A 24,396-nucleotide genomic window follows, 5' to 3' on the forward strand; every position below is an offset into this window, starting at 1 on the left:
CCGTGCCATCTTCTAGCTGTCGGTCGGGTCGGTCGGGTCGGTCGGGTCAGTCTGGTCTGGCGCGGGCGCTGGTGGATCGCTTGCGCTGCGCTCGGCCATGACCTCCGTTCGCGCGCGTGGCGCGGCGGTGAGCGCCTCCTTCGCCCGGCGGCGGAGCACCGGAACCACGCCACGAAGCTCCGCGAGGACGTCATCGAGGCCGAGCGAGCCGGCGCCAGTGCGGAGGATCACCACGATGTCGACGCGCTCCGGGAAGAGCTCCGGGAATCTCCGGAACGCCTCCCTGAGCAGGCGCTTCGCGCGGTTGCGCGCCACAGCGCCGCCCACCTTGCGCGAGGCGACGAGGCCCAGGCGAGGCGCCCTGGATGGGACAGGCGCGGCAGCGCTCTTCGTGCCGCGGGGGACCCCGCCGTGAGCAGCGCCCTCGGTGGGGGCCGCGACGAGGAACAGCAGGTGGCGGGTGCTGACGCGATGACCACCGTTCTGGATGCGGACGAATTCTGCCCGCCTGCGAATGCGGCGCTCGCGCGGGAACGAGGAGGAGGACGCCGACGAGCGCGGTTGCGCTGGCGCCATCACCGCCGCGTTACTTCTTGTAGATGGTGGGCGCGAGCCGGGCGCGGCCCTTGCGGCGGCGGTTGTTGATGACTTTGCGACCGCCGGCGGTCGCCATACGCGCACGGAAGCCGTGGGTCCGGGCGCGGCGGGTGTTATGGGGCTGGTAGGTGCGCTTCATGGCTGGTGGTCCCTCGGTCTGGACCGCGAACGGCGGCATCCTGGCCGCACGTCAAGCGGGCGCGCAAGAAAGCACGGCATTTGGCCCAGGTCAACAGCAGACGACGTGGTGACGCGCGGTTACGCGCGGTTACGCGCCTTGCCCGGGTTCGCCGTTCTCTCTCACCTTTCTAGAGGCCTGGGTTAGCGTGTAGCCTCCGATCGACCGCAACGGTCGTTCAAGAGCGGGTCACAGGAGGGAATTTGACGCGCACCGGAGGACATGAGGGGGAAAAGCAGCACGCGCCCGCACGGGGCGTCAAGCGACGCGCGCTGGCGGCTGCTGCGGCGGGAGCCTTGTTCTTGAGCGCGCTCCCTGTGAGCGCGCAGACGAGAACGTTCTACCTGGACCGGCTCTACATGGCCGGCGCTCCCGACGACTCGATCGCGCTCTGGCGACCGCAGGTGGCGCCGGAGACGCGCTTCTTCGGGCAGTTCGGGCTCGGCCTCGGCCTCAATCCCTTCCGGGTCGAGAACATGCTGAATGACGACCAGGCCGCGGGGCGGTTCAGCAGGGAACACGGCTCGCCGGTGTCCTCGCAGCTCATCGGCTACTTCAACGGGGGCGTCGAGCTGCTCGACCGCTTCTCGTTCCAGGTGGGGCTGCCGATCATCGCCCTCCAGACGAGCAACCCGACGAACGACCCGAGCGTCGCCGGCGCAGAGGACGCGGCGAGCCCGGCGACCGCCGCGCTCATGGACATCCGGCTCGACGGGCGGGCGATCCTGTACCGCACCGAGGATCGCTTCTTCAAGCTGGGCGCCAACGCGACGGCATGGGTGCCGACCGGCAGCAAGCTCTCGTTCTCGGGCGACAACGCCGCGAGCGCGATGATCGGGCTCTCGGGTGAGATCGATCTCAAGTCGATGTTCTTCGTCCTGAACACCGGGGTGCACTTCCGTCCGTACTCATCGCTCAACGACTTCGCCGTGACGAACGAGTGGAGGTGGGGGATCGGCGGCTTCCTCCCGCTGCGGAACGGGGCGCTGCGGCTCGGCGCGCAGATCTTCGGATCGACGGGCCTCGGCCGCGGCACGACGTTCAGCGGCGACAACACGCCGCTGGAGTGGATGGCCGAGGGGCGGCTCGCGCTCGATCAGCGGAAGAAGGGGTGGCTCGGGGTCGGCGCCGGAACGCGGCTGTCGGGCGGCTACGCGCCGGATTTCCGGATGGTCGCGGTCGTCGGCTACTCGTTCGGCATCAAGGATGTCGAGCCCGCGTCTCCCGGCAGGCGCTTCCAGGCGGTCCCGCCGCGCGCCGCGGATACGGACAAGGACGGGCTCCCGGACGACATCGATCTCTGCCCGACCGATCCCGAGGACGGCAAGCCGCCGAACGCCGACGACGGCTGCCCGGCGCTGCCCGATCGAGACGGCGACGGCATCCCCGACACCAGCGACAAGTGCCCGGATCAGCCCGAGGATTTCGACAAGATCAACGACGCCGACGGCTGCCCGGAGGACGACGCCGACGAGGACAGCATCGCGGATGCGAAGGACGCCTGCCCCAAGGAACCGGGCCAGCCGAGCCCCGAGCCGACGAAGAACGGCTGCCCGCAGTTCATCCGTCGCATCACGGGGTCGAGCGAGATCCAGATCCTGAAGCAGGTGCAGTTCGCGACCGGCAGCGCGAGGATCCTGCAGAACAGCTACAGCATCCTGGACGAGGTCGTCCGGCTCTTGAAGGTGAACCCCGAGATCACGCTCGTCGCGATCGAGGGCCACACCGACAACCGGGGCTCAGACCAGCTCAACGAGAAGCTCTCGAACGATCGCGCTCACTCGGTCAGGACGTACCTGATCGAGCGGGGCGGCATCGATCCCGCCCGGCTCACGGCGGCGGGCTTTGGTCCGAAGCGGCCGATCGACGACAACAACACCGAGGCTGGGCGCCAGAAGAACCGGCGCGTCGAGTTCCACATCCGCGAGAGCAACACGGGCGGGAACAAGGCTGGCGGCGACAAGGGTGGCGGTACCGTCACGCCGTAGGTGGCCCATCCGGACGGCGCGCGCGGGAGCCCTGCTGTGCATGGTGCTCTCGCCGGCGTGCCGCCCTGAGCAGGGCACGCCATACCGCTGCAGCTGCACCTTCGTCACGGACTTCGACGACGACTCGAGGCTCGACGTGGAGGTCTGTGCTCCGAGCGACGCCCGCGCCGAAGGCGTCGGACGTGGATGCGCGCAGACCCACGCGCCGGGCCCGGTGTCCGGATGCACCTGCGGAGGCGCCCCGGATCGCGGCCCGTGCGAGCTCAACGCGTGCCGCGTTACGCCAGCAGCGCCTTGAGGTCGGCCGCCGTCGTGACGGGCGCCGAGCACGTCCGCCCGCGACATGCGTAGGCGACCGCCCCGTCAGGGCGCGCGGGCTTGCCCTCGGCGACGACCTTCACCGCCGCGGCGCTCTCCGGCCGAGCTGGATCCACGAGCACGATCGCCCGGTTCGGCAGGTACGCCTTGAACGCCTCGCGCGCGAGCTCGGCCGCCGACGCCGAGCCCGCCTCGCCGACCACCACGACCGTCACTGCACCGCGCGTCAGGCGGTCGAGAACGCACACGGTCTGGCCGAGACCGAACGAGTTCTCGAGCGCCGTCGGCGCGAGGACGTCCAGCTGCCGCTCTGCCGGTGAGAGGTAACGCTCGTCGGCGATCTCGGAGAGGCGCAGGCAGAGGAGCGCCGCCATCGAGGCGGCCGAGGGCGCCGCCTGGTCGTAGATGTCCTGCGTGCGCGCGATCAGCGCGTCGCCGTCGTCCGGCGTGAAGAAGAACCCGGGCGCGGCCTCGTCCCAGTGGTGCGCGATCATCGCGTCGGCGATCGCGCGCGCGACGTCGACGTAGCGCGGGTCGGAGGTGGCCTCGTACAGGTCGAGGGCCGCGTTCCCGAGGTACGCCTGGTCGTCGAGGAACCCTGGCCGGACGTCGCCCACGGCCGCCCCGGAGCCGCCTCGCTCGCTCTTCGCGCCTGCAGGCGCGCCGTCCTTGAGATAACGGCCGACGCGGCCGCCGCGGATGAGCTTCCGATCGAGCAGCGCGAACGCGCGCGCCGCGGCGTCGACCCAGGCGGGCTCGTCCAGCGCGCGCCCGGCGTCGGCGAGCGCCCCGATGAGCAGCCCGTTCCAGCTCGCGAGCACCTTGTCGTCGCGCGCCGGCCGAGGCCTCGCGTCGCGCGCCGCGAGCATCGCGACCCTGGCGCGCGCGAGCGCATCGCGGCACCGATCGAGGTGGGTCGCGGAGCCACCTCCCGCGCCGTCGTCGATGACCGCCGCGGCCTGCTCGAGCGTGCGGTGCTGCGAGAGCACCGTCGCGCCGCTGTCCTCGAAGTTGCCCTCCTCGCTGATGCCGAAGACGAGGCGGGCCACGTCGTACGCGAGCTGATCCTCGCCGACGGCGTCGCGGAGCTGATCGAGCGTCCACACGAAGAACTTGCCCTCGCGCCCCTCCGAGTCGGCGTCCTGCGACGCGTAGAAGCCGCCCTCCGGGTCGCGCATCTCGGCGAACAGGTAGCCGACGATCTCGCGCGCCGTCTCGGCGTAGATCGGCTTCTTGAACGCGCGGAACCCGTCGGCGTAGAGGCGCAGGAGCAGCGCGTTGTCGTAGAGCATCTTCTCGAAGTGGGGCACGAGCCAGCGCTCGTCCGTCGAGTAGCGGTGGAAGCCGCCGCGCAGGTGATCCCAGATGCCGCCGTCCCGCATCCTGTCCAGCGTGAGCTCGACGCCCTCCGCCGCGACGCGATCGCCCTCCAGCACGCCGCGGCGGAGCAGCACGTCGAGCGCCATCGTGTTCGGGAACTTCGGCCGCGATCCGATGCCGCCGTGGCGGGGGTCGAGGCGCGCGAGCAGCTGCCGCGACGCGCGCCGGAGCAGATCGGACGACGCGGGCGCGACGACGCCTGCAGCGCGCGCCGGCGCGCGCTGAGCGCGCTCGATGGCATCGGTGATCTCCTGCGCCTGCTGCTCGACGTCGTCGCGCCGGTTCCTGAAGGCGTCGGCGATCTTGTCGAGAACCTTCGGGAAGCCGGGCATGCCGAGCGCGTCCTTCGGCGGGAAGTACGTGCCCGCGAAGAAGGGGCGCTGATCCGGGGTGAGGAACACCGTCAGCGGCCAGCCGCCGCTCCGGCCCATGAGCTGCACGACGAGCTGGTAGATGTGGTCGAGATCGGGCCGCTCTTCCCGGTCGACCTTGATGTTCACGAAGAGGTCGTTCATGTGCCGGGCGATCGCCTCGTCCTCGAACGACTCGCGCTCCATCACGTGGCACCAGTGGCAGGCGGCGTAGCCGATGGACAGGAGGATCGGCTTGTCCTCTCGGCGAGCGAGATCGAGGGCCTCGGCGCCCCACGGGTACCACGCGACCGGGTTGTGCGCGTGCTGCAGGAGGTACGGCGACGACTCGCTCGCGAGCCTGTTCTTGTGGGCTGCCATGGGCCCCACGTAGAGCCGGGCGCGGGGGGCCGCCAGCCGTCCCGCGGCGGTCGCCGGCGCTACGCCCGCTCCAGCACCAGCGCGCAGTTGTGCCCGCCGAAGCCCGCCGAGCACTTCACCGCGTGACGCAGATCGACCGCCCGCCGCTCCCTCACGACGTCCAGGGAGCACTCCGGATCGAGCTCATCCACGTTGATCGACGGGTGCAGCAGCTGGTCGCGCAGCGAGCACACGACCGCGATCGTCTCGACGGCGCCGGCGCCGCCGAGCAGGTGCCCGATCATCGACTTGGTCGCCGAGATCGGGATGCGCGCGAGGCGCTCGCCAAAGACGCGCCGCAGCGCGAGCACCTCGGCGGCGTCGCCCTGCGGCGTCGAGGTCGCGTGCGGGTTGATGTAGCCGATCGCCTCCGGCGCCGTGCCCGCCCTGGCGAGGGCGCGCTCCACCGCGAGCGCGAGCCCGAGCCCCCCCGAGTGCGGCCGCGTGAGGTGCTCCGCGTCCGTGGTCATCCCGAAGCCGGCCACGACGGCGAGCGGCTTCGCGCCGCGCGCGAGCGCGTGCTGCTCCTCCTCGAGCACGAGCGCGCCTGCTCCCTCGCCCATCACGAAGCCCTGGCGGCGCCGGTCGAACGGGCGGCTCGCGCGCGTCGGGTCGCCGTCGACGGCCCTGGCGAGCGCCTTCGCATTGCCGAACCCCGCGACGGTGTTGAGCCGCGTCGCGGCCTCGGCGCCCCCCGCGACCATCACGTCGGCCTCGCCCGCCTCGATCATGAGGGCCGAGGTCGCGATCGAGTGCGTGCCCGTCGCGCACGCGCTCGCGAGGTTGTACGACGGCCCCATGAGCCCGTATCGCATGGAGATGAGCGCCGCCGCGCCGTTCGGCATGACCCCCGGGATGAAGTAGGGCGACACGGCCCGCGGCCCGCGCGCCGCGCTCCTGCCGACCTGCTCTTCAAAGATCTCGACCGACCCCATGCCCGTGGACATCAGGCACCCGACGCGGGTCCGGTCGATGCCGCTCGCCGGCGCTGCGGCGGCGAGCGGCGGCGCGCCCTGTGCCCGCGCGCCCGCGCGCTCCGCCGCCTCGTCCTCCGCGCCAGAGGCGCGCTCGATCGGCACGATGCCGGCCTCGCGCAGCGCCTCCACCGCGGCCGCGAGGCTGAAGTGGGTCACGCGGCCATAGATCTCCGCCTCCTTGGGCGACAGGTACCTCCCGACATCGAACCCCTTCACGCTGGCTGCGATGTCGCTGCGGAGCCTGTCGACGGGGAAATCGCGGATGTAGTCCACGCCGGATCTGCCGGCGAGGAGGTTTTGCCAGGTGGTCGCGACGTCGTTGCCCAGCGGGCAAACGGCTCCGATCCCGGTCACGACGACGCGCCTTCGCATCGGACTGCTCTTGCTCGTTGGAGGGAGGTGGAAGGTTCAGGCGGACAGCGCCTGGGGCGCAGTGTTGTCCAGGTTGGGAGCGCTTGCGAGGCCCTCGATCGAGGGGTCACGGCGCTCACCGCCGCGGCGAAGATCGAGCGCGGTGCGCTGGGCGGCAAGCATCTCGTGCCGGTTCACGCCGAGGTACTTGAGGATCGGCATGTAGACCTTCTGGATGAACACGTTCCGGTCGACGCCGGCCTCGCGCATCTTCAGGATGCGCGAGTCGTAGTCGGGGACGATCCCGACGCCCGGCATCTCGAAGTTCGCGAACACGTGCGCCATGTCCGTGAGCGTCCCCGGCCGGTCCTCCTCGAGCAGCACCTTGATGACGCTCTGGTAGAAGCGGCAATGGGCGATCTCGTCGCGGGCGATGTAGTCGTAGATCGTCCGCAGGCACTCGTCGCCCTCCGTCGCGGCCCGCTCCCGGTGCTTCACGTAGATGACGAACGTCGCCATCTCCTGCACGCAGCCGTAGAACGTCATCTGCCGCGGCGTGTGGAACGGGAGGTCCCACTTCTTCGCGAAGATCTTGTGCTGCAGATCGCTGAGCTGCTCCTCCGTGCGCTTGCCGGAGCGCAGGAGGTACTGCATCAGCGTGAGCGAGTGCTTCGACTCTTCATAGGCCCAGTTGGCCTGGAACCACGCCTGGCCGAAATACTTCCGCACGAGGTTGATGCCGTTCGCCACGTAGTCGGGCAGGTACATCTCGACCGAGCAGAAGGTCTCCGCGCACAGGGCGAGCTCCTCGCTCGCGTCCTTGTTCACGCGCTCCCACGGGATGTCCTGGAAGACGTTCCAGCGGCGCTCGCGCTCCGCCTTCTCGAAGAACGTCATGTACTCCTGGAAGATCTTCTCCTCCAGCTGGCTCATACGGTCGCCTCCAGCCGCTCTCCGACCTTCTTGCAGAGGTCGCCCACGGTGATGAGCTCGACCAGATCCTCGTCCGGAATCATGATCCCGAGCTCGGTCTCCATCTCTCCCACGATCTGCATCATCGAGAGCGAGTCGATGCCGAGCTCCGTGATCACAGACGTCGCGGTGACATTGGGGAACTCGCGCTTGTCCACCCGGGCGGCAACCGTCTTGAAAATCTCGAGCAGATTGGTCTTGTCCGTCATGGTTCAGTCGATCCTGCGAAGCTCGTATTGAGCGAGGGAGCTGTAGTGCTTGTCGAACGCGTTCACGCACGTCGACAGGTAACGATCGTAGTCGTCGAAGACCTTGTCCCCCCACGTCGACCGGATGGTCTTCTCGTTCAGCCGGAGCCGGCGGAGCCACTCCGCGGTGGTGCGCTGGTAGTGCTCGCGCCGCGTGTTCACCTGCATGACCTCCCAGTAGGGGTTCGCCGCCTGGATGATGTCCTCGAGCCGAGGGTTCAGGCCGCCGGGGAAGATCTCCTTCGTGACGAAGTAGATGTCCTCCAGCTCGTTCCTCGTGCCGGCGGGGAGCCCGCCCCAGGGCGTCATCCGCGGCGTCCGGTTGCGGAGGATGGTCTGGAGGCCGAACCAGGCGCCCTTGTTCGTGAGCTCCCAGGCCTTCTTGAAGTAAGCCCGATAGATGTCGATCGCCTTGCCCTGGCGCGCCTCCTCCGGCGAGCACAGGTGATCGATCATGCAGATCGAGATGAGGCTGTCGAACCGCTCGGCCGTCGCGAAGGTCCGGAAGTCGCCGCCGACCACCTCGACGCCGGGGATCTTGCGGGCGTTCACCTCGGCGGCCTGCGCGGTGGACAGGGTGACGCCGACCGCGCGCGTCACGCCGCGCGCCGTCGCCACGTACTCGAGCGCCGCGCCCCAGCCGCAGCCGATGTCGAGCACCTTCCTCCCGGGCCCCGCCTTGGCGAAGTCCGACAGGATCCGGAGCTTGTTCAGCTGCGCGGCCTCTAGCGACTGCTCGGGGGACTCGTAGACGGCGCAGGTGTAGTTCATGCGCTCGTCGAGCCAGAGCCTGAAGAACTCGTTCGAGACGTCGTAGCTGACCTCGACCTCGGCCTTACTGGATCCCATCGATGACTCCTTCGACACGTGCCGGGGCGCCGCCCGCGCGACCCCCTTCGGTTCGCGACGCCGGTCCGCTCGCGCGGATCGCGTCGCCATGGGGAGAGGGCGTCGCGCCCTCGTCAATATCCGAGGCGACCTCGAGCTCGCCGGCCTCGAAGCGCCGCTTCATCTCGCGGCGCCGCACCTTGCCGCTCGACGTCTTCGCCAGCGTCCCACGCTTGATCAGCGCGACCTCGGACAGCTGCACGCCGAGCTGGGCACGCACGGCCTGGGTGATCGCCTGCGCGACGCCGGCCACGCTCCGCTTGGCCTCGGCGACGACGATCGCGCGCTCGGCCCCCTCGGCGGTGAGGCACGAGAACGCGACGCAGTGGCCGTCGCGCACCCCCTCGACGGAGGACGCGATGCGCTCGATGTCCTGGGGGAAGTAGTTCTTGCCGCCCAGGATGATGAGGTCCTTGGAGCGACCGCACAGGTATACTTCGCCGGCGACGGTATAGCCGAGATCGCCTGTCCGCAGCCAGCCCCCTCCGAACGCCGCCTCGGTCGCCTCTGGCTCGTTGAAGTAGCCGGCGGCGACGCTCGGGCCGCGCACCCAGATCTCCCCGACCTCACGCGGGCCGAGCGGCGATCCGTCAGGGCCCGCGATGATGAGCTCGTGGCAGGGGAGGGGGCGACCGCAGGAGACGAGCTCCAGCGACGCGCCGCCGTTCGTGGGCCACGCCTTGCCGGCCTGCATCGCCTTCGCGTCCACGCGATCGGTGGTGAGCGGGGCCTTGAGGTCGCTGAACGTGATCGCCAGCGTGGCCTCGGCCATGCCGTACGAGGGAAGGATGCTCTCCGGGCGGAGCCCCCGCTCGCTGAAGCGGCGGAGGAACGCGCGGAGCACGTCGGCCTGGATCGGCTCGGCGCCGCACCCGAGCGCGCGCACGCAGGAGAGGTCCCAGCTGCCCGCCTGCGCGTCGGTGACGGCGCGCGTGGCGAGGGCGAAGGCGAAGTTCGGGGCAAAGGTGATCGTGCCGCGGAACCTGTGGATCGCGTCGAGCCAGAGGGACGGGCGGCGGATGAACGCCGTCGTCGGCAGGAACATCACCGGCACGAGCGCGTAGAGCGGCGCGATGACGAAGCCGATGAGCCCCATGTCGTGGTAGAGGGGCAGCCAGCTGACGCCGCGATCTTCCGGCGTGGAGCGCAGCCCGTCGAACATGATGGCGTGGCTGTTCACCGTCAGGTTGCGGTGGGTCACCATCACGCCCTTCGGCCGCGAGGTGCTCCCCGACGTGAACTGCAGGAACGCGAGGTCGTCGAGGGACACGCGCCAGGGCTCGGCCGCGTGCGGTGCGTCGGATGCGTCGAACGCGTCCAACCCATCGCGCGCGCGCAGGTCGCGCTCGAGGACGACGCGCAGGCCTGGCAGGGCCTCACGGCTCTCTCCGTTCGCCGCGAGGTAGGCGTCGATCATCTCCTTGAGCTGCTCGTTCGTGACGAGCACGCTGGCGCCTGACGCCTCGAGGATGTGCTGCACCGTCTCGCCGTACGCCTCGAGCTTGGCCAGCGACTGCGGCGGGTACATCGGGACGGCGACGATGCCTGCCGTCAGCGCGCCCACGAAGGTCAGGACGAACTCGTCGGCCTCCGTCAGGATCAGCGCGACGCGGTCGCCCTTGCGGAGCCCGAGCTTGCGAAGGGCGTAGGCCCGGCGCCTCGCCTCGACCCAGAGCTCGGCGTAGCTGATCGCTCGCTCCTCCCCGGAGCTGCGAACGAACGTGACTGCGCGGTCGGCGTGCACCGAATTCTGCTGAAGGACTTCGACGAACGTGCGCATAGGCTCTCTGGCGGCTCAGGTCGGCCGGACGTCGTGATCCGTCCGATAAGGACAACGGGGGCCTGAGTGAGCGCAGCCATAAGCGAAAATCGAGCCAGGGCAAACAGAAAACACGGGAATCCAGGGTTTGGGCTGATTCCGCCGTGAACGCCTCTGAGCCCACCGGGCGCCATGGTCATAGGTGACGAAAAATCGTGCGCAGAGTGCGTCGAATATTCGTCACATCGGCCCCTGAGTGCGAATCGAGGTTCGCGTGGCTCGAGAGCCACACCGGGCCGATTGCACCGACCCAGGTTGAGGGTGCCGCCGACCCAGGTTGAGGTTGCCAGCGCCGACCCAGGTTGAGGGTGTCTGGTTGGGCCGCTGAGACGCCGACGCGGCTTCGGGGGCGGGCGCACAAAATGCAAGGAGGCGCCGGTCTCCCAGCGCCTCCCGCTCTCATGCGCGACGTCGCCTGCTACTCGGCGTCGTCCAGGCCCATGTGGCCCGCCGCCTCATCGTCATGGGCGTCTTCGCCCTTCTTGTCGTCCTTCTTCTCGGCCTTCTCGAACCTCTTCGGCTCTGCGATGGCCCAGTCGGCCGACCACGACGACAGCACGTAGATCGTGCCGTCGCCGCCTTCCTTCGTGGCGTAGCGGCTCGAGCCCTTCGCGGTCTTGCCCACCTTGACGGTGAAGTCGCCCGCGTTGTCCTTCAGCTTGATCGTGATGATGCCGCCGTTCGAGGCCGCCGCGTCGAGCCCCGTGTCCGACTTCTCGTCGCCGAAGTCCTCCGCGCCGAGGTTCTTGTAGGCGCGCAGCAGGTCCTTCACCTTGGCCTCGTCGAACTTCTCCCACTTCGCGGAGGCCGCGCCCAGCTTGCCGCCCTTGTCGCGCTGAGCGAACGTGCCGGCCCACTTGTCGCCGTTCTTCGAGAAGCTGAACAGGCCGTTCTTGTTCTCGACCGAGACCTGGATAGCGTTCTCGTCCTCGAACTTGAGGATCGACGTCTCGCGCCAGTTCTTGGGCTCCCGCGTGTAGAGGTAGCTCGAGTAGCCGCCCGCGACGTAGACGCCGTCCTGCCCGTCGACGCGCGCCATCTGCCCGCGCGAGCCGCTCTTGCCGAGGTACAGGTCGAGCGCCTTCTCCTCGCCCTTGTACGCGACGACGTGGACCGCCTTCTCGTCCGTGAGCTCGTACTGAGGGTACGTGCCGCTCGTCCGGTCGATGACCTCCTTCAGCTTGAGCTCCTTCAGGTTGTCGAGGAGGCTCCGCACGTTCGCCGCGTTCGCCTTGGCGTTGACGGGCTTCGTGACCTCCCACGTGTCGCCCTTCTTCTCGAGCGTCACGTCGGACTTGTCGGCGTTCTTGATCGCGATCTTCGTGACCTTCTCGACGTCTTCCTTCGAGATCCCCACCTTCGGCAGATCCGCCGTGGCGGCGGTCGCCGAGTGCGCGGCGAGCTCGTCCTTCTGCTTCTTCTGCGTGAAGTACACGCCGAGGCCGAGGAGCGCGAGGACGGCGAGGGCGATGTAGATTCTGTGCTCGGTCTTCATGGCTCTTTCACCCGATGGGGCTCTGGCTCAGTCGAGCGTGATGTTCTCGCGGGCGTTCTCGCGACGCCGCCACCGGATGAGGCCGAACACGGCGAAGAGCGCCGCCGGCAGGAGCGTCAGCGTCCACTGCACGCGCTGCTGCACGGTCTTGCGCTCCGCCCGGTACTCCTCGGCCTTCTTGGCCAGGGTGGCCTCGTCGTCCGTGGCCTCCTGCTTCGGCTTCTCGATGCCCGCGTAGGTCAGGTTCGTCTCGCCGAACATCTTCGCGGTCGCGGCGAGCAGCGTGCTGTCCCCCGCCATCCAGTCGAGGGTGTTCTTGAACGCCAGGATGGTGGCGGTCAGGTACTTCTGCGCGTACGGCTGCGAGAGCATCAGGAGGTCCTCGTCGCCGCCCATCCCGCCCATCATCGCCATCTGCGGCGGCATGGGGGGCGGGTTGCCGGAGCGGGCGAACGGGTTCGCGAGGAACTGCGACGCCGAGAGCACGAGGATCCGGCCCTTGTCCGCGCTCTCCGCGGGCGCGCTGATGCCGAGCCCCTCCTGGCCGCCGAAGGCGCTCTTGAGCTTGCCCTCGACCGTCACCGCGATCGCGCGCTGCGCGTACTCGCCCTTCGGCTTCCAGTCGGCCGAGAACTTCATGTCGATGGCCTCGGACACGTCGACCGTCGTCTTCGGCGTCGAGCGCGCGACGACCTTCATCGTCGCCTCGGGCTGCTTCTCCGGGTGCGGCACGAGGGTCGACGGGAAGGGGAAGGCGAGCTCGGGGAGGCGGAAGAAGCCGGGGAACGACGAGTCGAGGATCTGCTCCTTCTCGTCGAAGCGGCTGTCCTCCTGGAGCTGGAGGATGCCCGGCGCGCGGAACCACATCATCTGGCCCGACTGCGTCTGCACCGGGATGGCCATCGAGCGGCTCCAGTCGAGGATCGCCTCCTTCTTCATCTCGACGCCGTAGCCGTCGAGCAGCTTCTCGAGGCCCCAGGTGTTGAGCGACGCCTTCATCGCCGGGTCGGACGCCTTGAGGTTCACCGCGCCGGCGAACACGGCGAGCGCCTTGTTGCCCAGCATCATGAACTGGTCGATGCGGCGCAGCTCCTTCTCGGTGAACTCCTTGCCCGGCTGCGTGATCACGAGGCCGGCGAGCTCCTTGTTGATCTCGCTGTCGCCGCCCTTCAGATCGACGTCCTCGAACTTGTAGAACGGGAAGTGGTGCTCGAGCAGCGCGCGCATCGACGGGCCGCCGCCCCGGCCGCCCTGCGACGCGACGAGGTTCGGGTCCGTCAGCTTGATCTCATCCTTGCCGGTCACGACGCCGATCTTGGTGTCGATGGCGTCGGCCTTGTCGCGGATCTCGCGGATGGTGTTCGTGATCCAGAACTCGAGGCCCTGCGCCTGGTCCGGCGAGAGCATCGGGATCGCCTCCTTCTCGCTGCCGTACTTGAAGGCGATGCCCATGAACCCGCGGGTGATCGTGGCCTGATCCTGGCCGGTCTCGCTCCCCTCGCCGAAGGCGGCCTCCTGCAGGCCCGCCTCCTTGGCGGCGGCGCGCTGCTCGTCCGTCTTCGCCTCGATGATCGCGTAGTGGAGCTTGCCGTTCGAGGCCTGCTCGTACTCGTTCATGAGGTCGGTGAGGTCCTGGATGAACGCCTCGTGCTTCGGGAGCCCCCGGGTGACGTAGACGTCGATCTGGAGATCCTGCTTGAGCCCCTCGCGGACGAGGTGGGCCGAGCCCTTCGAGAGGGTGAACCTCTCGGTCTTCGTCATGTCGAAGCGCTTGTAGGCGCCGTACGAGATGACGTTGGCCGCCACGAGGATGGCGGCGACGATGGCCAGGTAGACGCCTGTCTGCGTCGCGGCTTTGGCTTTCCGTTCCATGGTTGGTCCTTACGCCCACTTCCTGCGCTCGAGCGCCCTGAACGAGGCCATGAGGCAGCCCGCTGTGATCGAGAGGAAGAAGACGATGTCTCGGGTGGACACCATGCCGCGCGCGAACGGCGTGAGGCGGGTGTCGAAGCTGATGAAGGAGAGGACGTCGCGGATGAGCGACGGGGCGTAGTCGGCGAGGTTGTCCACGCCGTGCAGGAAGCCGAGCACCAGGAAGGTGATGAAGAACGCGATCACCTGGCTGTCGGTCAGCGACGAGATGAGGAGGCCGATCGACACCGCCGCCGCGCTGTAGAGCACGAGGCCGATGTACCCCGAGAGCACCGGCCCGCTGTCGAGCGCGCCGAGGTGCCAGGGCCACACGAACATCATCAGCGGGTAGAGGATCGTCGAGAAGACGAGCACGAGGACGAGCCCCCACGCGCCGAGGAACTTGCCGAGGACGACCTCGTGATCCTGCACGGGCAGGGTGATCAGCATCTCCAGCGTGCCGCTCCGCTTCTCCTCGGCGAGGAGCCGCATCGTGATGACGGGGATGATGAGGAAGGAGAGGCCTATCGGCGCCCAGCTGAACAGCTGCACGAGCGAGGCGCGGTCCGCCTGCCAGAAGCCGCCGTTCATCAGGAAGAAGATGACGCCGAGCGCGATCAGCCCGAAGCAGATCACGACATAGGCCAGGGGGGAATCGAAGTTGGAGCGGAACTCCCGCTTCGCGATGGTCAGGGTGGTGCTCATACCGTTCAGCCCTTCTTCTTGGCGGGCGCTTCTTCCTCTGCGCCTTCGTCCTCGTCGCCGTCGCCGCCGTCCTTGGCTTCGTCGCCGGCGCTGTCGTCGTCCTCTTCCTCGTCGTCCTCGTCGTCGGCCGGCGCGCTCGCCTCGTCCTCGTCGTCGAGGTCGTCGGTGATCAGCTTGCGGCCGCGGTCCTTGCGCTCGTCGCCGCGCGTGAGCGCCTTGAACACGTCCTCGAGGCTCTGCGAGTCGCGCCGCATCTCGAGGAGGAGCCAGCCCTTCTGCACGACGAGCTGGAAGAGCTCGGGCCGGATGTCGCCGCCGAGCGCGCCGAGCAGCTGGAAGCTGTGGGCGCTGTCGCCGGTCGGCAGCTCGGTGACGCTGGTGACCCCGGGCAGACCGGAGAGCGCCTCCTGGACCTCCTGGGCCGTCGGGGGCTTGCGCGCGCCCGACCGGTAACCGTCGCCGCCCTCGAAGACCTTCTTCTCGTGGACGGTGATGACGTACCGGACCTTGCCGCTCTTGGCGCGGATGTCGTCGAGCGGGCCGTCGGCGACGACGCGCCCCTTGGAGACGACGATGGCGCGGGCACAGGCGGCCTCGACCTCGGACAGGTTGTGGGTGGAGAGGAGGATCGTCCGCTCCTTGCCGATCTCCTTGATGTAGCGGATGACCTCCGCCTTCTCGTTCGGGTCGAGATCGCTCGTCGGCTCGTCGAGGATGAGGATCGGGGGGTCGTGGACGAGCGCCTGGCCGAGGCCGACGCGCTGGCGATAGCCGTGGGAGAGCGTGCCGATGTCCTTGCCGAGCACCTGGGCGAGGCCGCACACCTCGACGATCCCCTTCATCCGCTTCTTGAAGAGCGAGTGATCGAGGCCGCGCATGTCGGCGACGAACGAGAGGTATTCCCAGACGTTCATCTCGCCGTAGAGCGGGGCGCGCTGGGGCAGGTACCCGAGCTTGCGCCGGACATCGAGCGGGTCGTCGAAGACGTCGTACCCGTGGACCCGCGCCGTCCCGGCCGACGCCGAGAGGAAGCAGGTGAGGATGCGCATCGTCGTCGACTTGCCGGCCCCGTTCGGTCCCAGGAAGCCGACGACCTCGCCGCGATGGACCTCGAAGCTCACCTTGTCGAGCGCGCGCAGCGACCCATAGCGCTTGGTCAGCGAGCTCGCCTCGATCATCACATCGCTAGCCAAAATGACCTCCTTAGATGGTTCCTTGAGAAGCGGAGCGCCCGGCTCCGTCGTTCGCCCCTGGCGATCCCCCCCGCCATGGCCGGCGGGCGCGCCGTTGTAGCACCCTGGATCACCCATTACCCAGGCGAAAGGCGGCGCCATCGTAGCGGCGGGTGGATCTCTGTCAACAGCGCCGACCCGAAGCGGTTGAACCTGGGGTTTATTCCCGGCGATCGGGGCTGCTCCGGGCACGGTTGTCCGGGCTATCCCCGGTTTGGCGGGGTCGCAGCGATTTCTCCGCGACATGTCGTGCGCAGGACGGGGTCGCCGGGCGCGCGCGGCGGTCGAATTTCTCCTTGACCTGGGCGTCTGTGTTGGACTAGTTGGCCACACCTCGCGTGAGCCTCATCGTCCAGAAGTTCGGCGGCACGTCCGTCGGGTCCATCGAGCGCATCCAGCGGGCGGCCGCGCGGGCGCTCGCCACACAGCAGGCCGGTCATGACGTCGTGGTCATCGTCAGCGCGATGGCCGGCGAGACGAACCGGCTGCTCAAGCTGGCGTCGGACATCGCGCCCGTGCCCGACGCGCGGGAGATGGACGCGCTGGCGGCGACCGGCGAGCAGGTCTCGGCCGCGCTGATGGCGATGGCGATCCAGGCGCAGGGGGGCAAGGCGCGGAGCTTCCTTGGCCACCAGCTGAAGATCCTGACCGACAGCGCCTATACGAAGGCGCGGATCAAGGCGATCGACGCCCAGCGGCTGCACGAGGCGCTGGCCGGGGGGAAGATTGCGGTGGTCGCCGGGTTCCAGGGCGTGGACGACGCGGGCAACATCACGACGCTCGGCCGAGGCGGCAGCGACACGAGCGCCGTGGCGATCGCGGCGGCGGTGGGCGCCGAGTGCGAGATCTACACGGACGTCGACGGCGTTTACACAACGGACCCGAACATCTGCAAGACGGCGCGGAAGATCGAGCGGATCAGCTACGAAGAGATGCTGGAGCTCGCCTCGCTGGGAGCGAAGGTCCTTCAGATACGGAGCGTGGAGGTTGCGATGAAGTACGGTGTCCCGGTGCATGTGCGGTCGTCGTTCTCGGACGTGCCGGGCACGTGGGTCGTCAGCGAGGAGCAGTCTCTCGAGAGCGTGACGGTGACGGGCGTGGCGCTCGACCGAAACGAGGCGCGGGTGATGCTCGTCGGCGTCGACGACAAGCCGGGCGTCGTGGCGCAGATCTTCGGCGCGCTGGCCGAAGAGAACATCAGCGTCGACATGATCATCCAGAACGCGCCGAGCTACGGCCTGGAGGCGCGCGGCGCCTCCGGCGAGGTGAAGGCCGACGTCACGTTCACCGTCGGCAAGGCGGATCTCCCGCGGGCGAAGCTCGTGATGGAGAAGGTCTCCAGCGGCGTGCGCGCCGTGAGCATTCGTTACGAGGAGGACATCGTGAAGGTGTCGATCGTCGGCCTCGGGATGCGGACGCACGCGGGCGTGGCGGCGCGGATGTTCCAGCTGCTCGCGGCGGAGGGGATCAACATCCAGGCGATCTCCACGAGCGAGATCAAGATCTCGTGCCTCGTCTCGACGAAGTATGCCGAGCTCGCCGTCCGTGCGCTGCACGATGGCTTCGGGCTCGGCGCCAAGGCCTGACGAAGCCCGCGCTAGCGTCGTAACGCGCTCGCCGTGAGCGGCCCCCGACCCGGTCGGTGGGGCGGCTGGCGGCGCGTTGCGTTATGGTGTCGCGATCGCTCCGTCAGGGGTGCACGGCGTCGCTCCATGCGAGCGATGAGCTCATCGGGCCGAGCGACGTTGCCGTCGGCATCTTCGGCCGTCCTTGGCGCAGCAGCGGACTCGGCGCCCGCTGCTGCGCTCCTTGGGTTCGCGCTCTCCAGGGACGGGACGCTAGTCCTGCGCCATCGCCGCGGCGAAGCGCAGCAGCCCCTCGCCCCAGCCGCCGAGGATGTACGTGCGATCGTAGAACTCGGGCACGAGCGTGTCCTGGTACCCGGCGACCTGGACAAGGAACACGCGCACGTCGCGGTTCACCCGCGCGCGGTACGTCGCCACGAGCTTCGCCACGTCGATGTAGTGCCCGTTCCAGGCGAAGTCCGCGTAGTCCTTCGGCCGCGTACCGTACAGGCCGCCGTGGCCGGCCTGCATGTCGCTCATCACGAACACCGAGTCCCAGCGCTGCCGCTCGCGGATCGCGCGATCCCAGAAGAGCCACACGCCGTTCTCGGTCGCCGTCCCGATCGTGCGGGCGAGGTGCTCCGCCTTCTCGAGCTGCGAGAACACGCTCTCCTGCTTGCGCACCGCGAAGGTCTCCAGCCGGTCGCCGAACACGCCGAGGTGCCCGTCGCTCGCGCGCATCCCGGCCACGACCCCCGTGAGGTTCGCGATCGTGGAGATCTGCATCGTCCCGAGGCTGCTCGTGGTCGTGCCCTGCGCGGAGCCGCTGTTGTCGCAGAGCACCATCACGCGGCCGGGGAAGTACGGCACCTGGCCGAGCGATCGGTTCAGGCACTTCTCCACCGCGTCGAGCACGGCGCCCGGCGCGCAGCCCTTCACGGCGCGGTAAGCGCTGTAGTACCGGAACGGCAGCTGCTTGCCGTCCGCGGCCGTCTCGACGAGCTTCGGCAGGAACTGGTCGAACGGCACGCCCGCCGCGATCAGGTTGCGCAGGTTGCGCAGCAGGGCCATGTGGCCCATGACCGGCAGCGCCTTGCGCCACGCGCACCGGTTCGAGCCGCGCGCCGAGACGATCGCCTCCCAGGTGCGGCCCGTCGCGCGGAGCGCGCCCTTCGCGAGGCGGTCCACGCTGGGGCTCTTCGGGTGCACGAGGTTCATGACGTCCACGGTCTTGCTCCCCTTGCCCTCGAGCCGGTACTTCGCGAGGGCGTGATCATCGAAGCGCTCGAGGGCGTCGCGCAGCGCGCGCTTCAGCGCGTTCGGCACCGGCTTGCCGAAGCGGTAGAGCTGGTACGCGAGGGCGACCGCCGGCTCGTCCGCGCGCCTCAGGATGCGCGGCGCGTAGCTGCGCACGAGGCCCGTCCCGCGCACGGAAGCGGTGTTCGCCGCGCGCACCAGGATGACCTGGGGCGTCGTGCGCAGATGCTCCTCCTCGCGCAGCCGCGCCGCCTCGGCGAGCGTCGCCTCCGGATCGGCCGCGAGCGCCTCGTCGATGGCCTTCTCGATCAGCGCCGCCGGCGAGAGCTTGCGCCACTCGGCCGGGTCCACGGCGCCGAGCGTCTCGCGCAGGCGCCGCACCTCGGCGTCCGAGAGGCGCGCGCGGGCGGCCGCCTTCTTCGCGGCCTTCGCCGACACCTTCGTCTTCGCCGCGTTCACGGCCTTCGCCGGGCGCGGATCCGCAGGATCGAGGTGGTAGTACATGGGCTCGCCGAAGAAGCACGACGAGGCCGCGAGGCGGAGGCGCTTCAGCGGATCGGCGATGTCGTAGGAGCGGCCGCCCATCCAGTTCAGGTGCGAGTCGGCGCTGCGCTTGTCCTGACGCTTGAGATGCTGAAAGAACGCCATGATGACACCTCCATCCTCGACGCACGCGCGGCGAGGGGTCGAGAGCGGGGCGCAGGTTGAAGGTGCGCCCCGCTCGAGAAAGCGGGCGCAGCGCGGAGGATGGTGGTCACGGGGTTGGTCGTGTTCAAACGAAGGAGCCGTGACGCTCACTGCCGCGCTGCGCCCTGGTGCCAGAGGCGGGACTCGAACCCGCGACCTCGTCCTTAGAAGGGAAGTAACCCCGGATCTCACTGCCGGCGCTCATCGCGCCGGAGAACACCGTCCGGAGTTTGTTTTCGCGCTCTAACCGCTGAGCTACTCTGGCGTGGACGCTGGGGGGTATGCAGGGCGGATGCCAAGGTGGTCTCGGCCGGTGCCGACCGCAGAAACCCCGGGGGAACGGGCGCGAGCGAGGGCCGCTGACGTCTCCCGTCGGTACGTGACCTATCCCATGAGATAAAATCCTAGATGAACCGATAGGTCGGGGCGCTCGCCGTGGTCCTCGCGTCAGAAAGGGGCGCGCCGCCGAGGAACGCGCCCGTCGAGCGAGCAGGACGCGACTTGGCACAGGGTAGATGGCGCAGGATGGCTCATTTGGCGGGCCGATGAGCCAGATCGGCCAGAATTGGCTGTGCTTGGCGGCGGCACCGGGTTTGCTGGAGCCGCCTCATGCTCACCAGAACGCGGAGCTCCTTCGTCTGGGCCATGTGCCTTCCCCTCTTCGGCTGTGCCAGCGTCGTCGACGATGGGGACGCGTCGAGCGACACGGGTGCTCCGGGCGGCGCGAGCGTCGACGCCAGGCCAGCTCCGGAGGGCTGCAACGGGTATCTGGAGGTGCCGGATCCAGCGCTCGCCGCGGGCTTGCGAGAGCAGCTCGGCCTCGGCGCCGGCGAACCGATCCCGGGGGCGGCCGTCGCCGCCGCGCCTGAAGTGCTCGACCTCGCCGGCCTTGGCGTCGAGAACCTGAGCGGCCTCGAGTGCGCCAAATCGGTCGAGCAGCTGTTCCTCCAGGGCAATCGGATCGAGGACATCTCGGTCCTCGCGCGCCTGCCGCGGCTCTACAACCTGCACCTGAACGGGAATCGGATCGTCTCGCTGGGCGCGCTCTCCGGGCACCCGGCGCTCTTTTCGCTGTACGCGAAGGACAATCTCGTCTCGTCGACGAGAGACCTCAAGGACCTTGCGGAGCTTCAGAACCTGATCTTGTCGGGCAATCCGCTCGAGGCCCTCGAAGGGCTGGACGGTACACACGCCCTGTACCATCTCTCGGTCGACCACACCGACGTCGCCGAGCTCTCGAGCCTCTCCAGGTTTCCGCGCCTGAACAACGCGGACTTCACCGACACCAAGGTGACGAGCCTCGCGACGCTGCCGGCCCTCCACTCCCTGACGACGCTGATCCTGGATGACGCGGAGGTCGAGGACGTGAGCCTCGGCGCGGTCCTTCCGGCCCTCGCGAACCTGCACCTGAGCGGCAATCACATCGCGTCGATCGCAGGGCTCGATCCCGCGAGCGTGCCCAGCCTGCAGCACCTGGGGCTCGCTCGCAACCCGCTGACGGACACGTCCCTGCTCGCCACCTACCCGCAGCTGAGGGGGGTGACGATCAGCGAGATCGGATCGAACGGCGCGGATCTGAGCTGGGTCACGGGGCTCGCGGGCCTCGAGCGGATCGAGGCGCGCTCCGACTCCATCACCGACCTCACGCCCCTCCTGGGCGTGCCGCTCATCGTCACGCTGGATCTGTCGGACAACCTGATCGAGGACGCGTCTCCGCTGAACGACGTCGTATTCAACCACTGCGCGCAGGTCTCTCTCTCGGGGAACCCCGGTGAAAGCTCGTTCGGCAGCGTGCTGGACGCGCTCTGCGCGAGGAATGTCGTGGTCGACGGCTATTGCCTGCCCGCTGTTTGCGACCCTTGCGCGAACCTGGGCTGCGATTGAGCGCCTCGGCTCGACGGAGCTGACCCAGGGCGCCGAGCTCGGGCCGCCTCGCACGTCAGGGCCCCATCGAATGGACAGTGGTACACTCCGCAGCCTGCGGGTGATGCGAGGCATGTCCACCGTGTGGAAGGGGCGAGGTGGCTCTTGAAGTACCAGCTTCGTGGACGTGTGGTGGCAGCACGAGCTCGGTCATACGCTTCCTGAGGACTCACAGAGAACGATCTGGGAGTTTCTGCTTGCTGCGCCGTAGCTCCACTGTGTCGATTGCTGGGGCGAGCTCGCGGGGGCGTGATGCAGGGGGCGCGCACAGCATCACGACGTAGGGATCGGAGCGCGTGCGGAGGGGGCCTCGGCTGCGTCGGGCAGGAGCTCCAGAACCAGCGCTGCATCGCCCGAGTGCAGGGCGGGGATCCGGAACGTCGCGACCGTGGCGGGCGCGCATCACCGTGGGCGTGAGAGGGTCACGATCTGGGGTTTGGTAGAATTTTGAAGCAACGCCCAGATCCAGACCTGGGGGTTGCGTCGTGGCGCGTGTCCCGGGGAGGTCGAGACCTCTGGGGCGGGTTCGAGAGGAGGATTCCGCGAGGACGAGACCTTGGCGGCAGGTGTGCAGAGGAGGGCTCGGCCAGATCGCGATCTCGGCGGCAGCTGGCCGAGGAAGGCTCGGCCAGATAGCGACCTTGGCGGCGGCCGGCAGAGGAGGGCTCGGCCAGATCGCGATCTTGGCGGCAGGTCGGACACGAGAGGCTGGTCAGGTCGAGGCCTCTGGCTCAGGAGAGAGATGAGGGCTCGACCAGGTCGAGACCTTGGCGGCTGCGGCGATCGGGCCGACGGTTGAGCCATGGGTGGCGTCAGCTGCTGCGAGGCGGAGGCGCGCTCCGCGGCGGGGCGCGCGCCGCGAGCGTCCCCGGGTTCGGTCGCGCGATCGTCACCGCCGGCGCGCGGAGAGGAAACCGGCGGCGATCTCGGTTGTGTAGAGTGCGAGATGACGGCGCTCGTGGTCGGCTCATGGTGCATCGCGGCGGACGGGTCCCTCGCGCCGAGGCTCCCGTGAACCTCGCCGCGCGATCCCGGCTCGGCCCTCGGGCCGGGGCCGAGGAGCTGCTCCCCCGTCCCGCGGATGGCGAGCGGTACGACCCGCCCGAGCACATCGCTCCCATGTCGTCCCAGGACCTCCCGGCGTCCAGGGTGCGGGCCTCGGGCGCAGGGGCGCTGGACGCCGAGGCGCTGTACCGCCGCCACCATCCCCTGGTGTACCGACTCGCCCTCCGTTACGGCCGCGGCAACGTGGCCTGGGCAGAGGATGTGACGCAGGACGTGTTTCTCGACCTCATGAAGGCGCTCGCGACGCTGACCGATCGAGACAACCTCGAAGGATGGCTGTACCGGGCGACCTCGAATCGCTGCCTGAACCGCCTGCGCCGGGACCGGTTCCTCGAACTCGCGCCCATCCGCTGGCTGCTCGGGCAGGACGAGGCCGATCCGCGCCCGATGCTCGAAGAGGTGGCCATCGCGCGCGACGATCTGCGTCGGGCGTTCAAGGCGCTGGGCACGTTGCCTCCCAAGGAGCAGGTGGCGTTCTCGATGTTCTATCTCGACGGCAAGGAGCAGGAGGAGATCGGGAGCGTCCTTGGCCACTCCAAAGGGTACGTGTGCAAGCTGATTCAAAGGGCCGTCGCGCGGCTCCGCGACGCCGGGTGGGAGGTGGGGCCATGACGCGAGACCGCGACCTGCTCGCGCTGCTGCGTGAGGTCGACGAGCGGCTCGCGGCGGTGACGCCATCGCCCCGGCTCGCGGCGCGCCTCGGCGCGCGGCTCCGCGGGGAACGCCCGTCCCTCGCCCGGCGCGTGGGGCGCCCGCTCGCGCTGGCCCTCGCCGCCGGAACGGCCGCGGTCGCCCTCGGCGCCGCCCTCCAGCGCCCCGTGACCTCCGAGGTCTCCGCGCGCAGCCCGGCCGTCGAGCCCGCGATCGGGATCGTCGGCGATCGCTCCTGCGCGGACGGCGGGATCCCGGAGCGCACGCCGGCCGAGGGCCACCCACCGGCGCCGCCCCGGATCCTCGCCCCGCTCCTCCGGGAGCCGCCCCGCCGGCTCGCTCCGCCGCCGAAGACCTCGCCCCCCGCGCCGCACAGCTCGGCAGCGCCGCCGGACGCGCGCGACGCGCCCGCAGGCCAGCGTCCCGGCGAGCTCCCCGATGGCCGCAGCCCGGTCCCCCCGCCGCCGGCCGTCGCACTCCCGTCGAGCCCGGGGTGGATCGACGCCCTGGAACGTCCGCCGCTCCACGCGTCGCGCGGCCAGCTCCCTTCGTGGAGCCGAGGCACCGGAGGCGCCAGCGCTCCGGTGGAGGTGGCTGGGCAAAAGGGCGAGCGAAGCGCCGAGGGGGCGGACGGCGCGGCGACCGGGGAGCCCCACGAGAAGCCGACGGGTCCGCAGGAAGAGGCGGGCTGCCGGACCGCGGAGGAGTTGACGAGCGACGTCGAGGCGGTGTGCGACGCGCAGGGCCTCGTCCTCAGCGACGTCAAGCTGCTCGAACCGTGTAGAGACGGCGGCTACCACGGCGTCGAGCACACGTGCGTCAACGGCGAGCCGACCGAGTGCTGGCGCGGCCGGCTCGGCGACGGCCTCACCTGTCATGACAGCGGCGATCTGAAGGATCAGGCCTACATCACGTGCAGCAACCAGGGAGCGGATCTCACCGAATTCACGTACGACCGGGGTGTCCCTGGGTGCGGGCCCAGCGAGACGACAGGGGCCGTCTATGCGTGCTGCCCGGCGGCGGAGCCGCTTCCGTCGCGCCTGTGCTGGACGACCAAGATCGACCACGGGGACGTGTGCCAGGCGCAGTCGACGCTCGGTGAAGAAGCCAGCGCCATGTGCGCAGACGTCGGGCAGCGGATCTTCCGCATCTGGTACAACTCCGGCACCGCGATCTGCCCCGAGGCGCACGACACGAGCGCGCTCTTCACCTGCTGCCCGTGAGCAGCGGTCGCGGGCCTGCCTGGCGGAGCTTGAAGTTCCGTATCCCCTCCGGCACGAGCGAGAGCGACGCGGCCGCGGGTGAAATCGACGCGGCGGCGGGCGAGGGCGCGTCCGTCGCTGCGCGCAGGTAGCTCGGCACCGCCGGCGACAGGTATGATGGCGCCCGCCCTGAACGCGCCCGCGCGCCGTGGAGTCG

The 24,396-nt window shown here is 69.3% G+C and carries 19 protein-coding genes and 1 tRNA gene; 5 read left to right on the forward strand and 15 right to left on the reverse strand.

All coding sequences use genetic code 11. The features are described from left to right. Positions 1 to 12 precede the first annotated feature (12 nt). Both rnpA and rpmH read right to left on the reverse strand, forming a co-directional pair. A complete protein-coding gene (gene rnpA, locus WME73_RS14050) occupies positions 13 to 576 on the reverse strand; it encodes a ribonuclease P protein component (RefSeq protein ID WP_437916024.1) in 564 nt (187 codons plus the stop codon). 10 nt (positions 577 to 586) lie between these two features. Continuing rightward, positions 587 to 736: a 50S ribosomal protein L34 gene (gene rpmH / locus WME73_RS14055; protein WP_012235155.1), complete on the reverse strand. Its 150-nt coding sequence runs from the start codon at positions 734 to 736 to the stop codon at positions 587 to 589. 341 nt (positions 737 to 1,077) lie between these two features. Between rpmH and WME73_RS14060 the strand changes: the two genes are divergently transcribed. Then, entirely contained in the window at positions 1,078 to 2,763 is a 1,686-nt protein-coding gene (locus WME73_RS14060) for an OmpA family protein (RefSeq protein ID WP_437745968.1), read from the forward strand. A gap of 278 nt (positions 2,764 to 3,041) precedes the next feature. Here the strand turns inward: WME73_RS14060 and WME73_RS14065 are convergent, their stop codons facing one another. The 10 genes from WME73_RS14065 to WME73_RS14110 all read right to left on the reverse strand — a co-directional run bounded on the left by WME73_RS14065 (position 3,042) and on the right by WME73_RS14110 (position 15,790). Continuing rightward, positions 3,042 to 5,192, reverse strand: a complete 2,151-nt coding sequence (locus tag WME73_RS14065) for a thioredoxin domain-containing protein (RefSeq protein ID WP_437916025.1) — start codon at positions 5,190 to 5,192, stop codon at positions 3,042 to 3,044. A 59-nt stretch (positions 5,193 to 5,251) separates the two neighbouring features. Further along, positions 5,252 to 6,580: a beta-ketoacyl-[acyl-carrier-protein] synthase family protein gene (locus WME73_RS14070; protein ID WP_437745970.1), complete on the reverse strand. Its 1,329-nt coding sequence runs from the start codon at positions 6,578 to 6,580 to the stop codon at positions 5,252 to 5,254. 36 nt (positions 6,581 to 6,616) lie between these two features. Beyond that, complete coding sequence (locus WME73_RS14075; RefSeq protein WP_437745971.1) at positions 6,617 to 7,492, reverse strand: acyl-ACP desaturase; 876 nt, start codon at positions 7,490 to 7,492, stop codon at positions 6,617 to 6,619. Next, positions 7,489 to 7,740, reverse strand: coding sequence for an acyl carrier protein (locus tag WME73_RS14080; protein ID WP_012235160.1), 252 nt, complete (start codon positions 7,738 to 7,740; stop codon positions 7,489 to 7,491). Before WME73_RS14080 ends, WME73_RS14075 begins: the two co-directional genes overlap by 4 nt. Positions 7,741 to 7,743: 3 nt before the next feature. Further along, positions 7,744 to 8,628 (reverse strand): class I SAM-dependent methyltransferase, encoded by an 885-nt coding sequence (locus WME73_RS14085; protein ID WP_437745972.1) that lies wholly within the window; start codon positions 8,626 to 8,628, stop codon positions 7,744 to 7,746. Continuing rightward, complete coding sequence (locus tag WME73_RS14090; protein ID WP_437745973.1) at positions 8,615 to 10,447, reverse strand: fatty acyl-AMP ligase; 1,833 nt, start codon at positions 10,445 to 10,447, stop codon at positions 8,615 to 8,617. Before WME73_RS14090 ends, WME73_RS14085 begins: the two co-directional genes overlap by 14 nt. Before the next feature lie 457 nt (positions 10,448 to 10,904). Further along, positions 10,905 to 11,981 (reverse strand): DUF4340 domain-containing protein, encoded by a 1,077-nt coding sequence (locus tag WME73_RS14095; protein ID WP_437745974.1) that lies wholly within the window; start codon positions 11,979 to 11,981, stop codon positions 10,905 to 10,907. Between the two features lie 27 nt (positions 11,982 to 12,008). Further along, the gene (locus WME73_RS14100) at positions 12,009 to 13,853 is read right to left on the reverse strand and encodes a GldG family protein (protein ID WP_437745975.1); all 1,845 of its coding nucleotides are present in this window, start codon (positions 13,851 to 13,853) and stop codon (positions 12,009 to 12,011) included. Positions 13,854 to 13,862: 9 nt separating this feature from the next. After that, positions 13,863 to 14,597, reverse strand: coding sequence for an ABC transporter permease (locus WME73_RS14105; RefSeq protein WP_437535377.1), 735 nt, complete (start codon positions 14,595 to 14,597; stop codon positions 13,863 to 13,865). 5 nt (positions 14,598 to 14,602) lie between these two features. Further along, positions 14,603 to 15,790, reverse strand: a complete 1,188-nt coding sequence (locus tag WME73_RS14110) for an ATP-binding cassette domain-containing protein (protein WP_437745976.1) — start codon at positions 15,788 to 15,790, stop codon at positions 14,603 to 14,605. A 377-nt stretch (positions 15,791 to 16,167) separates the two neighbouring features. Between WME73_RS14110 and WME73_RS14115 the strand changes: the two genes are divergently transcribed. Continuing rightward, positions 16,168 to 17,415: an aspartate kinase gene (locus WME73_RS14115; RefSeq protein ID WP_437745977.1), complete on the forward strand. Its 1,248-nt coding sequence runs from the start codon at positions 16,168 to 16,170 to the stop codon at positions 17,413 to 17,415. A 252-nt stretch (positions 17,416 to 17,667) separates the two neighbouring features. Here WME73_RS14115 and WME73_RS14120 read toward each other — a convergent pair whose 3' ends face one another. Then, positions 17,668 to 19,299: a TROVE domain-containing protein gene (locus WME73_RS14120; protein WP_437745978.1), complete on the reverse strand. Its 1,632-nt coding sequence runs from the start codon at positions 19,297 to 19,299 to the stop codon at positions 17,668 to 17,670. Between the two features lie 165 nt (positions 19,300 to 19,464). Then, positions 19,465 to 19,603, reverse strand: a tRNA-Arg gene (locus WME73_RS14125). A 344-nt stretch (positions 19,604 to 19,947) separates the two neighbouring features. Here WME73_RS14125 and WME73_RS14130 point away from each other — a divergent pair. From WME73_RS14130 to WME73_RS14140, 3 genes are all read left to right on the forward strand, one after another. After that, complete coding sequence (locus WME73_RS14130) at positions 19,948 to 21,222, forward strand: leucine-rich repeat domain-containing protein (RefSeq protein ID WP_437916028.1); 1,275 nt, start codon at positions 19,948 to 19,950, stop codon at positions 21,220 to 21,222. Between the two features lie 1,050 nt (positions 21,223 to 22,272). Beyond that, on the forward strand, positions 22,273 to 22,938 hold the full coding sequence (locus tag WME73_RS14135) for an RNA polymerase sigma factor (protein WP_437745980.1): 666 nt from the start codon (positions 22,273 to 22,275) through the stop codon (positions 22,936 to 22,938). Then, positions 22,935 to 24,200 carry a hypothetical protein gene (locus tag WME73_RS14140; protein WP_437745981.1) on the forward strand — a complete coding sequence of 422 codons (1,266 nt, stop codon included), beginning with the start codon at positions 22,935 to 22,937 and terminating at the stop codon, positions 24,198 to 24,200. Before WME73_RS14135 ends, WME73_RS14140 begins: the two co-directional genes overlap by 4 nt. Here the strand turns inward: WME73_RS14140 and WME73_RS14145 are convergent. Continuing rightward, positions 24,184 to 24,339 carry a hypothetical protein gene (locus tag WME73_RS14145; protein WP_437745982.1) on the reverse strand — a complete coding sequence of 52 codons (156 nt, stop codon included), beginning with the start codon at positions 24,337 to 24,339 and terminating at the stop codon, positions 24,184 to 24,186. The two genes, WME73_RS14140 and WME73_RS14145, sit on opposite strands and share 17 nt — an antisense overlap. Between the last annotated feature and the right edge of the window lie 57 nt (positions 24,340 to 24,396).

Source organism: Sorangium sp. So ce302, from assembly GCF_051530145.1.
Classification (GTDB): Bacteria; Myxococcota_A; Polyangia; order Polyangiales; family Polyangiaceae; genus Sorangium; species Sorangium cellulosum_B.